The sequence below is a fragment of the Pseudomonas sp. RA_15y_Pfl2_54 genome, from assembly GCF_963971015.1.
GTDB lineage: Bacteria > Pseudomonadota > Gammaproteobacteria > Pseudomonadales > Pseudomonadaceae > Aquipseudomonas > Aquipseudomonas baetica_A.
This window is the reverse complement of record NZ_CAXAPN010000013.1, coordinates 40,478-55,936: the sequence shown is the minus strand read 5'-3', so window position 1 is coordinate 55,936 and position 15,459 is coordinate 40,478. Positions and strand designations below refer to the sequence as shown.

Below are 15,459 nucleotides of genomic sequence, written 5' to 3'. Positions count from 1 at the left end.
GTCATAAATGACAGGTTTAATGCCCGTTCATCGGAATTTTACAAGTGTGATTTACCCGTCGGTACTGATTCGATTTCAAACCGCTCACTGGCGACCCAGTCGGAACCCAGCGGATCGCTATCGCTTGGTTGCAGCTTGAAACGGCACCAGTTGCCACCCAACGGTAGCGCTTGGTCAGACAGGCCTTGCCAGTCAGGGTCGACCTGAATCGACGCTGCCCATGTCTTGTCCGGGTTGAAGGGGTCGACCAGAACACCGACACCTTGACGGCCCGTGCCGGCAAACAGCACCGGGTTGCTGACCCAGCGTCCCGGCGCGGGTATCTCAATGGTGGGCAGATAAGTTGCCAGCTGAAGCGTGCGTTTCGCGCTATCGGATTCAAACCCTTCGTAAGCCGCCACAACTTCGAGTTCATGATTGCCTTCGTTTTGCCCAGGCTTCAGCGTTACCGACCACGTCCGGTTTTCCCGCACCTCGACGCTTGCCTGGTCGCTACCCAGCGTCACGGTCACGGTGTCGCCGGGCGTCGCGAAACCCGACACCACGACCCGTCGGCCGACATGGTCATCGGCAGTCGGGGTTTCGATAAACGGAGCCGCCGGCACGACCTTGTAACGCAAACGCTCATTGGGCTGAGAGCGTTGTGGAGTGCCATTGTGGACGAAGGTTTGAAAAGCCCAGATGGTTGTGTTTCCCACCGGCAGACTCACTTCGGCTTCCCAGCTGTCTGACGCGTTCACTTCAATATCCGTCAGCAATGGCTCAGTAGCGCCTTCCAGCCAGACCTCCACCCGCGCGCCAGGTCGGCCAGTGCCAGCAATTTTCGAGGTGCGCGGCGCTTTCCCGCCAGGGATCGGCGTCGTGAATCGAGGCGGCGGCACCACCACCTTGAGTTCGTGCACAGCGCTGTTGGTCGACTCTTGCCCGTTAAGTATCTGTTGCGCGTGGAGGAAGTAATGCCTCAGCTCCAGATCGCGTAGTTCGATCGACCATTTGCCCTCCTCAAGCAATTCGAGCGGAGCGCCCAGCGTTCCTCCCATCTGGCTGTCATGCAATTGCATCATCGCGCCCTGCATGCCGTTATCACCTTCAATGGTGACGTCGTACCCCACTTCTGAGCCGGATACCGGCGCGACGATGAGCGGTTGCAACATGACTCTGTGGACAGTGAAGGTTTTCGATGCCGGCACTGAAGGGACATCGACAACGATCTGGGTAACGGTGACGCGGTGGAGGACTCCCGGTTCAAATGCTTTGGTTCGCTGAAATGCCCAGCGCTCACCCTCCACATCCGCTTCGTACTCCGAGCCGTCGTCGCTGAACCGGAGCTTCACCACCGCTTCAGACCAACAAGTGCCACTGAATATCGGCTCCAACCCCTCCTCGGAAGGATCATCCAGGCCTGGCGCCAGCGGTGGAATCGTGACGTGCAGTATGAAAGGACGTTGCGAGGGATGGTCTCCCAGATGCTGTGTAATGTGGACTTCCCGCTTGTTGGTTGGCCCCCACTTCACCAATGCCGGGGTCGACCATTTGCCGTTCACGACCGCTACACTTCGTGCAGCCTCGGTTGTATCGGGAAACCTGAGCGAGACGGTGGCGCCTGTGTAACCTTCACCGCTGAAGACGGGTAGATACTCCTCGGTGTAGCTCGCCTCGGTGATATCCGGCATGTTGTTGTGGACTTCGAATTCAAGCGGCAGCGATTCGATCCAGCCATTGGCGTTGTCGGCGATTTTTTGAATCACCTTCATCTTGTAGGAGCCAAGAGGCCAGACAACGGGGGCGGTTTCCCACTGACCCAGCCCATCGACGCGGATGTTGGGAGGTAAAGGCAGCGAGCTGTCGCTGGCAGAGAACTGGATTTCGGTGGAGAGGTTTTGATCGAAATGGCCCGTGCCGGAGAACTTCAAGCTTGTATCCGGGAGTAAGGTGACATCAGGTTTTTCCAGTTCGGGAGGGCGGATTCTGAAGGCTCGCGGTGCACTGCGTTCGGATGACACACCGCCCAGATCCTGTTCGACAACGAGACTGATCGGCCCTGGTGGCAAATCAGCGACAGAAGCAACCCACGAACTACCTTTCTCAGGCACAACCGCCGAGCCGACCAGCGAATTGGTGAGATCCAAATACACCGAAATACTGGCGCCGCTTACACCGTTGTCCCCTTCCAACACAAAATTCGGCTCCTGCGTAGAAGAGGGTCCTGGTTTGAGCACTTCAAGCACGCCGACGGCAACAAACGTGACCGCTCTTGAGTATCCGTGGCTGATATTGGGGTGTGTATACTGTACTTCAACAGTGAGTTCCCCAGATCGGATGCGTTCTTTTAATGGTGCCAACTTCCAAGAATCGGAAGCAGTTACTGAAGCTTCACTTAATACGTCATAGTGATCATCTCGACTCACTACCTGAAGTCTTAATCCGCGATGCCCCTTGCCACTGAAACTCAACTCGGACGTTCGCAAGACTTGCCCTTGCCGGGGAGACTCCAGCTTTGGCAAATATAAATAAAACATTTCTCTGACTGCAGATAAGCGAAAGTACTGACGATTCTTATAACGAGCCGTTTGGAACATCCCAATGGATTTTTTTCCTGGGGGGTACACCGTATCAAGCGGCGCAACCCAAGTCTGACCACAATCCACTTCAGCACCAAGTGCGTTGTGACTCCCGGGACCCACCTCCAACGCAAAAGCCGTCGTTCCGCCCCCCCCATAACCGCGAATGGTAAAGTCTTCTGAAATATCTTCGAAACTTAAAACGTCATGAATAATGTAGTAATCGAGATACCTGTAATCCGAAAATTCATCTCCGAGACGCCACTGGATGCGTAGCGACCTTGCGCCGTCGCTCGTATACGCTGTATTGACGACATTAACAACACGCCCGGGAAACCACTCGGAAACCTGATGATGAATGACGCCATCGACCATGTAATCTATCCATACTTGATGGGTTCCGTCCCAAGGAATTCGGAACTCCAATTTGAACGCCCATCCTTGAATGACAGAGCTATATGGCGCTAACAACTCTACTGGGGGAGGTTTCGACATAGAGGAAGCAAGATCATCACTCGATTGTTGCGGCCCCGCGCCAGAAACCAATGCATCTTCAGTTACTTCGCGAAGATCAGTTTGATTGACGAGTTCTTTGTCTTGCTGCCCGGAAATTTCCAGACTGGATTTGTCGCTGTCGTCGGAAGTCATTCACGGGGCTCCAATTGTCGGCGTCGCTAGTGGCGGGTCGTCCTAAGTTACGGCGGCCTGACTTACGCGCGCACCTGTCAACTTTGACAGTCCCGACCAACGGTAACTTTTCTCACGCTACAACATACGGATGTCCTTCAGCTACTAACACCCGGCTACACCAGGTTGCGCAGTTGCCGACAACTCACTCAGAATCCGCCGGCTTGTGCGCTTTAAAGTTGCCCCGGTCAGCATTCTGCTGCTCGACCTGGCCGACAACCTCGATGACAGGCCAAGGCATCTGGCGATGGCGATGGCGATCTATCAGATGAGTGAGATGGGGTTATTGCTGGCGGAAGAGGCGCTGGATCAGGAGCGGGCGATCGCGGTGGCCTGGTTTTGGATCACGGGCGCCTTTGAAGACGCCATCGCCAGCAAGCCCGCTCCCACAGGGTCTGCGTCGACAGCAACATCCATGCACAATGCAAAACTGTGGGAGGCGGCTTGCCAGCGATGGCAACAGCGAGCGCCGCCGAAATCAAGCCGAAGCCGGCAACGGCTGAAAACTGAAATAACGCTGCAACGCCTGCACCAGTTCCCCATATTCCGGCGGCGGTCGCTGCACAACGAACCCGGCGTCGTAATGCAGCGGCGTGGCGTCTTCATGGCACCACACGCAATACGCGGTGAAGTCGATGACTTGCTGGCAGCCATCGCTGGCGGGGATTTTCAGATGCAACTGGAAATCCACGCCAACCATCATGGGCAAATGGCTGATCAGCATCAGCCCGTCTGCGGACACGTTGCCGAGAAAACCGATGGGCTTGTCGGTAACGCTATTGAACACTCTAAGGAAATACGGCAGCTGATGCCGTTCAATCCGGCGGTCGGTAAACATGCGCAGTTCGCCATGCAAGGCTCCGTCACAGAGCCGCACCTTTGCTTCGGAACGTGCCTGAGTCGCAGGCACGCTCTCCCCGCTTCCGGTGTGACGGTCGCTACGTCGCCGTCACCTGACCACTTGCCAGTCGCAGGTGTTGCTCCGGGTTTACAGATTCGGCTCTAAACCCGGGTTAATCGACTATAGCTCAGCTTGTACACACAGCCAGATTTTGTCTGACAACTTCCATTAAAAGCGGGTTGGCCGCACGGCGGGGGTGGCGACCGGGATCGGGTAATGGCCCAGGCTCTGCAAGGTTTCCAGGCGCGCGCGTGCGCGGTAGGCGTATTCGCTGTTGGGGTACGAGGCGATGATGAACTGATAGGTCTGCGCCGCGTCGACAAACATTTTCTGACGTTCCAGGCACTGGCCGCGCATCATCGACACTTCCGGCCACACGTACGGGCGGGCACGGCTGGCGCGTTCGACCTTGGACAGTTCAAGCATGACCTGCTCGCAATTGCCGCGATCATAGGCGCTGTAGGCGTTGTTCAAATGATGGTTCATCGACCAACGGGTACAGCCCGTGACGGCGAGGACGCTGAGGGCAAGGGCGGCAATGGGCAACAATCGCATGAGGGTTCTCCTGTCTTGTGCTCTGTATCGACCCCTGCTCGGAAATCTTCAGGCGCGTTTGTCCCAAAGTTGCCGAGTTCAATAAAGAAAAGATTAGAACGAAGCGCTTCGCAAAAAGTAGTGCAAACGAACAATGACTACACCCCTCGAGCATAGTAGCCTTCGCTAGCGCTTGAACTCAGGAGTCTTTGCATGTCCGTCCGTCGTACCAAAATCGTCGCTACCCTTGGCCCGGCCAGTAACTCGCCGGAAGTTCTCGAACAGCTGATTCTGGCTGGCCTGGACGTTGCCCGTCTGAACTTCTCCCACGGCACCCCCGACGAGCACAAGGCTCGCGCGAAACTGGTGCGTGACCTCGCTGCCAAGCACGGCCGCTTCGTCGCCCTGCTGGGTGACCTGCAAGGCCCGAAAATTCGTATCGCCAAATTCGCCAACAAAAAGATCGAGCTGAAGATCGGTGACAAGTTCACTTTCTCCACCAGCCATCCGTTGACCGAAGGCAACCAGCAAGTGGTCGGCATCGACTACCCGGATCTGGTCAAGGACTGCGGCGTGGGCGACGAGCTGCTGCTCGACGACGGCCGCGTGGTGATGCGCGTTGAAACCGCCACGGCCACCGAACTGCATTGCGTCGTGACCATCGGCGGCCCGCTGTCCGACCACAAAGGCATCAACCGTCGCGGTGGCGGCCTGACCGCTCCGGCCCTGACTGAAAAAGACAAGGCCGACATCAAGCTCGCCGCTGAAATGGAAGTCGACTACCTGGCGGTGTCCTTCCCGCGTGACGCCGCCGACATGAACTACGCCCGTCAACTGCGCGACGAAGCCGGCGGCACTGCCTGGCTGGTGGCGAAGATCGAACGCGCCGAAGCCGTGGCCGACGACGAAACCCTCGACGGCCTGATCAAGGCCTCCGACGCGGTGATGGTTGCCCGTGGTGACCTCGGTGTGGAAATCGGCGACGCCGAACTGGTGGGCATTCAGAAGAAAATCATTCTGCACGCACGCCGCCACAACAAGGCTGTGATCGTGGCGACCCAAATGATGGAGTCGATGATCCAGAACCCGATGCCGACCCGCGCCGAAGTGTCCGACGTGGCCAACGCCGTGCTCGACTACACCGACGCCGTGATGCTTTCGGCCGAATCCGCCGCTGGCCTGTACCCGCTGGAAGCCGTGCAAGCGATGGCGCGCATTTGCGTCGGCGCTGAGAAGCACCCGACCGGTAAAACCTCCAGCCACCGCATCGGCAAGGAATTCACCCGCTGCGACGAAAGCATTGCGCTGGCGACCATGTACACCGCCAACCATTTCCCGGGCGTCAAAGCGATCATCGCGCTGACCGAAAGTGGCTACACCCCGCTGATCATGTCGCGTATCCGTTCTTCGGTGCCGATCTACGCCTACTCGCCACATCGCGAGACTCAGGCGCGTGCGGCGATGTTCCGTGGCGTGTACACGATTCCGTTCGACCCAGCCTCGCTGGAACCGCACGAAGTCAGCCAGAAGGCCATCGACGAACTGGTCAAACGCGGCGTTGTGGAAAAAGGCGACTGGGTCATCCTGACCAAGGGCGACAGCTACCACACCACCGGCGGCACCAACGGCATGAAGATCCTGCACGTGGGCGACCCGCAGGTCTGAGTGACCGGATGCTGAAAAAAACCGCCATGTGAATGGCGGTTTTTTTTCGCCCCTGTAAAGGCCGACACTGCAATTATTCATGCGTCAACTGTCAGGTCTTACAGTAAGGAGCCTGCCAAGGTCGATGCCTGCATCCCATCAAGAACGAAAGAAGGCCTTGCCTTCCTGAAGCCAAACAGATGAGAGCCAGCGGCACCCCATCGAAAAAGCACTGTTTCGGATGGCGCTGAACGGTACTGCGGACGCTACCTTCGGCAACAATGGTTTAGTCATCGTCGATCTACCGGCCACCCGCTGCGCATCAACACCTGCAACTGACCGTCAACCCAATAACGATCAGGCTCAGGCATCAGTAATGCCCGATGGCAAAAACCTTTTGCTGCAGAACCTGGACAGCCCATTCGGCGTCATCACTGTGCTGAACAGCGATGGCTCGCCGGACAAGACTTTCAACAAAACGGGTTATCTGAGTGTTGGTGAAAAAAAGGAATACTTTGCAATTCATCAATTGGCCTTGCAGCCCAATCAATGCGTTTTTGCCATCGGTGAAGCTTCTGCAAGCGTCAGAAAAGGATTGCTGATCAGTCGAGAGCCAAACGGCAAAGCCAATATTCAGTTCAACCGCACACAACCGCTCAAGACAGTGCTCGACTATGCAGAAACCGGGTGGCTTGCGGGCACAGCGCAGAGCGACGGAAAACTTCTCGTGGCAGGGAGAGCAGACTTGCCGATGGAGGCCACACGGAACGTTGTGATCGCTCGCTTGATCAGTGACGGCACACTCGACAGCTCATTCGGCAAAGGCACCGGCTCCCTGCGTTTCCCGCAGACCACGGGCTCATCACTCGCCATCGCGTTCATGCCTGACAACGTACTGTTTTTCAGTTGGACAACCGATACGAACATCAAAATCATGCGCGGCCTGCTTGGTTGAAGGTATGCAATCACCTCTGACAACCTCTTCAACCATGGGTATCGATGGCGTCAGGATATGGGTCCACCTGACTTTCTGAAAAATAAGCCCCGCCATTTGAATGGCGGGACTTTTTGCGTCCGGGTCAGGCAGGTGTGGCGCCTGTGCCGGCCTCATCGCTGACACAGCAAGCGTAAATCACAGAGTGACATCCCCCGTCTACTGTCAGACCTGACAGTAGACGGGGGATGGTGAGGGGTAGCTACTTGAGTCGCCCCCTACTCAAGGACAGCCACATGAACCACTCAGATCGATCTGTGCAGGCCGCAGGGTCGCTTGATGAAAGTTTTGCAGATGCAGGTATTTTTCGTCTCGACCTCGCGCAATTGGGCTCTGAAACAACCATCCTCGGCGTCACCACAGCCCTGGAGCACCTGTATTTCACCGGTCAGATACGACGTGGTGTCACCCATTCGCCCTACCTGCTGGGGCGCTTGCTGGCTGACGGAACGCTGGACAACCGCTTTGGCACGAATGGCGTCGTGACCGGTTTTTTTGCCGGAACAAACGAGTCCCGGGGGAACGCCGTGAGCGTTCTCAGTGACGGCAAAATTCTCGTGACCGGGTCTGTAGGAGGCGCACGTGATCCGGCATTGGCCCGATACCTGCCCGACGGAACGCTGGACGTCGAATTTGGAATGGCGGGGCATGTCGTACTTCCGCGACCTCAAGAGCTCAATGCCCTGATGTTCATAGACGTGGGGGGAGGTAAAGATCAGAGCGTGCCGGCAAACGTCTTGCCCCTCGACAATGGAAAAATCCTGATCGTAAATTCTTACGTCATCACTCATCTGGCGGACACCCGCGCCTTTATTTTCCAGCTCAACAACGATGGTTCGCTGGACACTTCTTTCAATGACAAGGGGTATGTCCAGGTCATTTATCCGGGTGCCGATCCTGCTGACGTCAAAGTGCATGGCGGTTTGATCGATCAGGACGGCAACATTGTCGTCTGCGGCCAACTGGCGCCACGCTCAGGCACGTCGGCGCCTCTGTTCGCGCGCTACGGACTCAACGGCAGCCTCGATCAAGGCTTTGGCAATGGCGGGTTTGTCATTGTGCCAGTGTCGGAGTCCGCCAGACTGGTGGCCATTATTCAACAACCGAACAACCGTCTGCTGGGCATCGGCAGAACCGAAACGCCCCAAGGTCTCTTGATCGGTCTGGAACCGGATGGCAGCGCCAATCTCCAGTTCAATCGAGGTCAACCCTTGCTCACCCGATTGAATAATGAGCCCACCTACTGGGCCGGCGGACTCATGCAACCGGATGGCAAGATCGTTTTGATAGGCAAGCAACTGGATGAAACAGCGACAGCCGTCGTCGCAAGAATACTCAGTGACGGTTCGTTTGATACAACATTCGCGGGCGTCGGTTGGGTGGGTACGGACGTTGGCGGCAGAACAACTTTCTACGCTGTCACGCTACAGAAGGATGAAAAGATCGTAGTGGCAGGAACCGGGACTACCCCGCAGTTTCAAGGTCAGGTACTGCGCTTGCACGGACTTGGCTGATTGTTACTTCAAGCGAGCAGAAAGCAAAAGCCCCGGCCGATGAATGACGGGGCTTTTGCTTTCTGCATGCGGCGCTCGAAAGGCAGCGCCCCTTGACCGTGAGGCGCGGCACGCACAACGAACAAACCAGTGTCAACTGTCAGACCTGCCAGTAGACGCGGCAGGATGATGGGCAGCTACTAAAGCCGAAAACAATCCATTCAAGGAGCGTTACATGGCCACTCCAAGCCCATCAGTCCGACAAGCCGGTTCACTGGATGAAAGTTTTGGTGAGAAAGGCATTTGGCACCTGAACATCCCTAACCTGCGGTCGCAAACCACACTTTTAGACGTTACAGCGCAATCCCTTTCGACACTGGAACGCCTTTATTTTACTGGCGATGCTTTTCATGATTCCGGAGGGCACTACATATTGGGCCGCTTGTTGCCTGAAGGATCGCTGGATAAATCGTTTGGCGTGGATGGCATTGTCAGCGGTTCACTTGGCTCTGCACCGGTCTCCATCGGCAATTCCATCATCCTGCAGGCCGATGGCAAGATTCTACTGATTGGACTGTCAGGCAACGTCCCCGTACTGGCCCGTTTCTTCTGCGACGGCAAACTGGATCGCGAATTCGGCTCCAACGGTCTTGTGACTCTGCCAATACCCCAAGGCTTGCAGGCTCAGTTCCCCGGTCAATCGAAACGTCAGGATCAAGACTCTTCATACAGCGTAAGCGCATCGACTGAAGGCAAGATCCTGATCGTAAAAACCTTTAATAATGGCTTGTCCCCCACCCCCCTCGCCTATTTGCTGAACATCGATGGCTCTCTGGACACTTCCTTCAATGGAAAAGGTTATGTCCAAGTGGTTCATCCGGAACATGACCCCAATGCCATAACAATGAACAGCGGATACATCGACGAAAAGGGCAGGATCATGGTCGGTGGCAATCTGTTGCTAGCTTCGGGTCGCTCAATGCCATTATTCGCGTGCTACACCCCTGACGGCCGGCCCGATACCGCTTTTGGCAACGGCGGATTTGTCGTCCTTTCATCGCCGTCAACACAGTTCACGACCGTCAGAGAAGTGATTCGCCAGCCGAACAATCGGCTTCTGGCGTTAGGGTGGGCAGGCAGCGCTGAACAGGGCCTTTTGATCAGCCTCGAACCGGATGGTAAAGCCAATATTCAGTTCAACCGTGGACAACCTTTGCTGACCCAAGTGGATGGCCGCAACACCACATGGCGAAATGCGGTCATGCAACCTGACGGAAAAATCGTGCTGCTCGGCAATAACCACTGGCCAGGAGAAGATAACAACGTGATAGTGGCCAGACTTCTGAGCGATGCGAAAGACGATCTCTCTTTCAACGACCAAGGTTGGGTCATTACTTCACTAGGGGCGGTTAATCGTTTCGACGGCCTCACTCTGCAGGACGATGGAAAAATCGTGATCGCGGGCTTTCTGTCAACGTCGGTGACTCAGGGCGTGATCCTTCGTTTCCACGGGAAGAGTTGAAGCCGACACACAGTCTGTCTGCAATTCAATGTCGCCCCGTCATGTGAATGGCGGGGGGCTTTTGTCTTTCTGATCCCAGAGGGGTTTTGACTGATCAAATGCAATCGCGAGCCTGCTCACTACAGGGGAATGAATTTCAGATTGGGGAGGACGCTTGCTCCCGAAAGGCCGCTACCGTCAGCGAAAATTCAATGCCGCTTGATAAACCCGGTCAACGCCGCCAGCGCTTCGGGTGAGCGCAACCGCTGAGTAAACAGTGCGCCCTCCTCTTCGATCACTTGGCGGATCTGCTCGCGATCCGGCGCTTTCATCAATTGTTTGCTGATGCGCACCGCTTCGGGCGGTAATTCGTCGAAGCGCAGCGCCATCTCCCGCGCCTTGGCCAATGCCGCTTCGCCGCTGCCCAACGCTTCGCTGGCAATGCCCCAGGCCGCGGCCTGCTCACCGCTGAAACCTTCACCGAGCAACAACAACTCTGCTGCTTTGGCCTGGCCAAGCAAGCGCGGCAGGATCAGGCTGGAGCCGAACTCGGGGCATAACCCAAGGTTGACGAATGGCATGCACAACCGTGCATCGCGACTGACATAGACCAGATCGCAATGCAGCAACAGCGTGGTGCCGATGCCCACCGCTGCGCCGGCCACAGCCGCGATCACCGGTTTTCGGCATTCGAGCAGGCCCTGCATGAAGTGGAACACCGGGCTGTCGAGGTCACTGGGCGGTTGCTGGATGAAGTCGGCGATGTCATTGCCGGCCGTAAAGCATTCGCTGCTGCCGGTGATCAGTACGGCGTTGATGTCGGGGTCGCTGTCGGCCTGCTTCAACGCCTCGGCGAGACGGCTGTACATGGCGCGGGTCAGGGCGTTTTTCTTGTCCGGGCGATTGAGGCGCAGGGTCAGTAAACCGCGCTCGCGTTCCAGCAGGATGGCTTCGGTCATGGCGTGTCTCGCGTCTGATGGATCAGCGCTCAACCACGGCTGAGGAATACGTCGGCCAGCAGTTGATTGCGCGGCAATCCGGCCAGGTACAGACGCCGGGCGAAGGCGTCGACACTGGCCGTCGAGCCGCAGACTAAGGCCAGGGTTTGCCGGGAAACAAGGCGCAGTTGCGCCAAAGCGGCGGGCGCCTCGGCCGCCGTCCATAGCTCGACGGTCAGGTTTTCACGCTGGGTGGCCAGTGCGCCAAGGGGTTTGGCCAGATAATGCTCACTGGCGTCATGGGCCAGGTGAATGACGCGGATGGCGCCCTGGTGATCCTGACGCAGCGCTTCACGTAAGACACCGAACAACGGGCCGAGGCCTGTACCCGCCGCCAGCAGCCACAACGGTCGGGTATGCCAGTCGGCGTCGTATTGCAACGCACCACCGCGCAGTTCGCCGAGGCGGATCGGGTCGCCGATCTGCAGACAACGTGCCGCGTCGCTGAACTCCCCGGGCTGGCGGCAATCGAGGTGAAACTCCAGAAAACGGTCTTCTTCCGGCAGGCTGGCCAGCGAATACGGACGTGCGATGTGATTGATCCACAACACCAGATGTTGCCCGGCGCTGTAGCGCAGCGGGCGCTGCGGACTCAGACGCAAACGCAGAACGCTGTCGCTCAGCCAGTCCAGCGCCTCGACAACTGCCGGGCGTCCGTCCGTCGCCGGATCGAAGGTGTGCACCTGCAAGTCTTCGACAACCTGGCACTGACAAGCCAGCCGCCAACCCTGCTGGCGCTGTTCGGCACTCAAGGCATCCGGGCGATTGTCGGCCGGCAGGCCTTGCACGCACTGCACCAGGCAGGCATGACAACGGCCGGCGCGGCAGCTATATGGCACCGGCACGCCGTTCTGATTGAGGGCATCGAGCAGGTTGCTACCCGCCGCTACCGACCAGTTCTGCTGACCCACACGAAGCTCAGGCATCTACGTTCTCCCAGGCTGCCGCACAGCGATTGCGCCCGTCACGCTTGGCTCGATAGAGCGCCTGGTCGGCGCGCTGCAAGGCGTCATCCAGATCATCGCCCAAGGTCAACAGGGTCATGCCGGCCGAGAGGCTGAGATCACGCACATTCACGCCGACCAATTCGACGTCGGTAAAGGCCACGCGCAGACGTTCGCAGCAGGCGGTCAGGCGTTCGGCGTCGCAGTCGGGCAGCAACACCACGAATTCCTCACCACCATAACGCGCCAATACGTCGCCGTCGCGCAGACACGCTTGGGCGACACCGGCAAAGGCCTGCAGCACCTGATCGCCGGCGGCGTGACCGTGCAGGTCGTTGATGCGCTTAAAATGGTCGAGGTCGATCAGCGCCAGGCCGTGCACCGCTTCGCTGTCCATCGCATTCAGTTCACGCGAGGCCAGACGCAAAAAGTGTCGACGATTGAACAGCCCGGTCAACTCGTCGGTGGCGACCAGGTCTTCGAGCTGGCGCATCATCCCGCGCAAGGTGTCCTGATGTGCCTGCAAGGCAAACCGGCGCTGGCGTATGCGTTGACGCGAAACCTGAACAAAGCGCGCATAAATCACCAGCCACGCCAGCACCATCGCCAGGATGCACACTTGCAGCACGGCGAGCGCTGGCTCCGGCAGGCGGAAGTGGTAACCGTCCCACAGGGTAATCGCGCAGAAACTGAAGAACACCAACAGAGCACAGCGGATGAACGCCCGTCGGCTCAGATGAAACAGACCGAACAGCAGGATCAGCACGTAGAACACCAAAAACGCGCCCCGGGCCTCGTCCAGGTGAGCAATCAGCCACGTCTGCCAGCCGAGCCCGAGCAGCACTTGCGCTTCGGTGAGGCTGGGGTCGGCAAAACGCATATTGCGTCCGCTCCAGAACAGGCCGAACAAGGTGGCTTGGCTGATCACCACCAGCACACTGCCGATGGTCACAGCACGCAGGGACTCGCCGAAATGACCGGTAAAAAACGCCAGCCACAGCAGCAGCAAAGCCAATCCATAGGTGGCTGCAGCGAGGGCGAAGCGTTTAAGCAAAAGACGTTGAATGGCGTTATGGGTCAATCGTTGACTCACCGTGCGTTTGGAGGCTGACCGAGTGTCCTACCCTACAGACCGGCTGCCACTTTAGTGGCGTAGTCGATAAATGACCATTGATTTTCGGGCCGGATAATTGGCGTCAAAAGCGTGGCCTCAAAAGCCCCTCACCGCCCTGGGAGACAGGGCCCGACTGAGGGGCAAGGATCTCGATTTGCCAATGAAATCCCCCGCCCCCCATCAAGCCATTCGACCAACGAATGAATCCCGGCGCGTGTATGCCCCACCGAGGCGCGGTATACTGCCGCGCCTTTTTAGCGTCGCGCCAGCAGCCCCGGCGTGCCCGGCCCAAAGGGCCAGCTTCAAGTTGCAAGCTCAAGGCCGCAAGCTCAAACAGTCCACGTACTGCCTTTGACTTGCCGCTCGAAGCTCGAAGCTCAAAGCTGCCCTATTAAAATGTTCCCGTCTTTTAGAGGAGCGCGACTCATGACCGTGATCAAGCAAGACGACCTGATTCAGAGCGTTGCCGACGCCCTGCAGTTCATTTCCTATTACCACCCCGTGGATTTCATCCAGGCGATGCACGAAGCCTACCTGCGCGAAGAATCGCCAGCGGCCCGTGATTCGATGGCGCAGATCCTGATCAACTCGCGCATGTGCGCCACCGGCCACCGCCCGATCTGCCAGGACACCGGTATCGTCACCGTGTTCGTGCGCGTCGGCATGGACGTACGCTGGGATGGCGCCACCATGGGCCTGGACGACATGATCAACGAAGGCGTGCGTCGCGCCTACAACCTGCCGGAGAACGTCCTGCGTGCCTCGATCCTCGCCGACCCGGCGGGCGCTCGTAAAAATACCAAGGACAACACCCCGGCAGTCATCCACTACTCCATCGTCCCGGGTAACACCGTGGAAGTGGACGTGGCGGCCAAGGGCGGCGGTTCCGAGAACAAATCGAAAATGGCCATGCTCAACCCGTCCGACTCGATCGTCGACTGGGTCCTGAAGACCGTTCCGACCATGGGCGCTGGCTGGTGCCCACCGGGCATGCTCGGCATCGGCATCGGCGGCACCGCCGAGAAAGCCGCGGTCATGGCTAAAGAAGTGTTGATGGAATCCATCGACATCCACGAACTCAAGGCCCGTGGCCCGCAGAACCGCATCGAAGAAATGCGTCTGGAACTGTTCGAGAAGGTCAACCAGTTGGGCATCGGCGCCCAGGGCCTCGGCGGCCTGACCACCGTGCTCGACGTGAAGATCATGGACTACCCGACCCACGCCGCCTCCCTGCCGGTGTGCATGATCCCGAACTGCGCTGCCACCCGTCACGCGCACTTCGTGCTCGACGGTTCCGGCCCGGCTTCGCTGGAAGCGCCACCGCTGGACGCCTACCCGGAAATCGTCTGGGAAGCCGGCCCGTCGGCCCGTCGCGTCAACCTCGACACCCTGACCCCGGAAGACGTGCAGAGCTGGAAGCCGGGCGAAACCGTGCTGCTCAACGGCAAAATGCTCACCGGTCGCGACGCCGCGCACAAGCGCATGGTCGAGATGCTCAACAAAGGTGAAACCCTGCCGGTCGATCTGAAAGGTCGCTTCATCTACTACGTCGGCCCGGTTGATCCGGTCGGTGACGAAGTGGTGGGCCCGGCAGGTCCGACCACCGCGACGCGGATGGACAAGTTCACCCGTCAGATCCTTGAGCAAACCGGTCTGCTGGGCATGATCGGCAAGTCCGAGCGCGGCCCGACTGCGATCGAGGCGATCAAGGACAACAAAGCCGTGTACCTGATGGCGGTCGGCGGCGCGGCTTACCTGGTGGCGCAAGCGATCAAAAAGTCCAAAGTGCTGGCGTTTGCCGAACTGGGCATGGAAGCGATCTACGAGTTCGAGGTCAAGGACATGCCGGTCACCGTTGCGGTGGACAGCAAAGGTGAGTCGGTGCACATCACCGGTCCTGCGATCTGGCAACAGAAGATCAGCCAAAGCCTGGCGGTAGAAGTGCAGTAAGCGCTTCGCCTCCATGAAAACGGCCGGCTCATCCCATGGATGATCCGGCCGTTTTTTGTTTGTACAAACCGAACGGGATAAAAACTCCGTCAATGCATACAAAATGATCTTGCGCACCTGTCAGATCTGACAGGTTCA

11 protein-coding genes and 1 pseudogene are annotated in these 15,459 nt (G+C 58.0%); 6 read left to right on the top strand and 6 right to left on the bottom strand.

The genetic code is table 11. From position 1 onward, the window contains the following. Positions 1–38: 38 nt before the first annotated feature. Complete coding sequence (locus tag AACY50_RS11650; protein WP_339538590.1) at positions 39–3,209, bottom strand: hypothetical protein; 3,171 nt, start codon at positions 3,207–3,209, stop codon at positions 39–41. Positions 3,210–3,435: 226 nt separating this feature from the next. Here AACY50_RS11650 and AACY50_RS11645 point away from each other — a divergent pair. Further along, positions 3,436–3,582, top strand: a pseudogene (locus tag AACY50_RS11645) (DUF6124 family protein); the annotation flags it as partial. Positions 3,583–3,726: 144 nt separating this feature from the next. Here the strand turns inward: AACY50_RS11645 and AACY50_RS11640 are convergent. Together AACY50_RS11640 and AACY50_RS11635 are read right to left on the bottom strand one after the other, a co-directional pair. Next, positions 3,727–4,086: a PilZ domain-containing protein gene (locus AACY50_RS11640; protein ID WP_339431007.1), complete on the bottom strand. Its 360-nt coding sequence runs from the start codon at positions 4,084–4,086 to the stop codon at positions 3,727–3,729. A gap of 231 nt (positions 4,087–4,317) precedes the next feature. After that, the gene (locus tag AACY50_RS11635) at positions 4,318–4,704 is read right to left on the bottom strand and encodes a tetratricopeptide repeat protein (protein WP_339431008.1); all 387 of its coding nucleotides are present in this window, start codon (positions 4,702–4,704) and stop codon (positions 4,318–4,320) included. A gap of 192 nt (positions 4,705–4,896) precedes the next feature. On the opposite strand from AACY50_RS11635, the gene pyk reads away from it, so the two are divergent. The 4 genes from pyk (at position 4,897) to AACY50_RS11615 (ending at position 10,336) form a co-directional block, all read left to right on the top strand. Beyond that, a complete protein-coding gene (gene pyk / locus AACY50_RS11630) occupies positions 4,897–6,348 on the top strand; it encodes a pyruvate kinase (RefSeq protein WP_339431009.1) in 1,452 nt (483 codons plus the stop codon). Between the two features lie 199 nt (positions 6,349–6,547). Then, positions 6,548–7,282 carry a hypothetical protein gene (locus AACY50_RS11625; protein ID WP_339538605.1) on the top strand — a complete coding sequence of 245 codons (735 nt, stop codon included), beginning with the start codon at positions 6,548–6,550 and terminating at the stop codon, positions 7,280–7,282. Between the two features lie 275 nt (positions 7,283–7,557). Then, positions 7,558–8,835, top strand: a complete 1,278-nt coding sequence (locus AACY50_RS11620; protein ID WP_339538588.1) for a delta-60 repeat domain-containing protein — start codon at positions 7,558–7,560, stop codon at positions 8,833–8,835. 214 nt (positions 8,836–9,049) lie between these two features. Then, complete coding sequence (locus AACY50_RS11615) at positions 9,050–10,336, top strand: hypothetical protein (RefSeq protein ID WP_339538587.1); 1,287 nt, start codon at positions 9,050–9,052, stop codon at positions 10,334–10,336. A 188-nt stretch (positions 10,337–10,524) separates the two neighbouring features. On the opposite strand, the gene AACY50_RS11610 is transcribed toward AACY50_RS11615, so the two are convergent. The 3 genes from AACY50_RS11610 to AACY50_RS11600 are packed head-to-tail and all read right to left on the bottom strand — an operon-like array spanning position 10,525 to position 13,338. Beyond that, positions 10,525–11,274, bottom strand: coding sequence for an enoyl-CoA hydratase-related protein (locus AACY50_RS11610; RefSeq protein ID WP_339465227.1), 750 nt, complete (start codon positions 11,272–11,274; stop codon positions 10,525–10,527). 29 nt (positions 11,275–11,303) lie between these two features. Next, positions 11,304–12,239, bottom strand: coding sequence for an iron-sulfur-binding ferredoxin reductase (locus tag AACY50_RS11605; RefSeq protein ID WP_339434287.1), 936 nt, complete (start codon positions 12,237–12,239; stop codon positions 11,304–11,306). After that, complete coding sequence (locus tag AACY50_RS11600; RefSeq protein WP_339434288.1) at positions 12,232–13,338, bottom strand: GGDEF domain-containing protein; 1,107 nt, start codon at positions 13,336–13,338, stop codon at positions 12,232–12,234. Before AACY50_RS11600 ends, AACY50_RS11605 begins: the two co-directional genes overlap by 8 nt. 459 nt (positions 13,339–13,797) lie before the next feature. Between AACY50_RS11600 and AACY50_RS11595 the strand changes: the two genes are divergently transcribed. Beyond that, positions 13,798–15,321, top strand: a complete 1,524-nt coding sequence (locus AACY50_RS11595) for a fumarate hydratase (RefSeq protein ID WP_221730643.1) — start codon at positions 13,798–13,800, stop codon at positions 15,319–15,321. Positions 15,322–15,459 lie beyond the last annotated feature (138 nt).

Excerpts from the sequence above, each read along its gene's own strand:
- AACY50_RS11650 (WP_339538590.1), bottom strand. The coding sequence starts at position 3,209 with ATGACTTCCGACGACAGCGACAAATCCAGTCTGGAAATTTCCGGGCAG.
- AACY50_RS11640 (WP_339431007.1), bottom strand. The coding sequence starts at position 4,086 with ATGTTTACCGACCGCCGGATTGAACGGCATCAGCTGCCGTATTTCCTT.
- AACY50_RS11635 (WP_339431008.1), bottom strand. The coding sequence starts at position 4,704 with ATGCGATTGTTGCCCATTGCCGCCCTTGCCCTCAGCGTCCTCGCCGTC.
- pyk (WP_339431009.1), top strand. The coding sequence starts at position 4,897 with ATGTCCGTCCGTCGTACCAAAATCGTCGCTACCCTTGGCCCGGCCAGT.
- AACY50_RS11620 (WP_339538588.1), top strand. The coding sequence starts at position 7,558 with ATGAACCACTCAGATCGATCTGTGCAGGCCGCAGGGTCGCTTGATGAA.
- AACY50_RS11615 (WP_339538587.1), top strand. The coding sequence starts at position 9,050 with ATGGCCACTCCAAGCCCATCAGTCCGACAAGCCGGTTCACTGGATGAA.
- AACY50_RS11610 (WP_339465227.1), bottom strand. The coding sequence starts at position 11,274 with ATGACCGAAGCCATCCTGCTGGAACGCGAGCGCGGTTTACTGACCCTG.
- AACY50_RS11605 (WP_339434287.1), bottom strand. The coding sequence starts at position 12,239 with ATGCCTGAGCTTCGTGTGGGTCAGCAGAACTGGTCGGTAGCGGCGGGT.
- AACY50_RS11595 (WP_221730643.1), top strand. The coding sequence starts at position 13,798 with ATGACCGTGATCAAGCAAGACGACCTGATTCAGAGCGTTGCCGACGCC.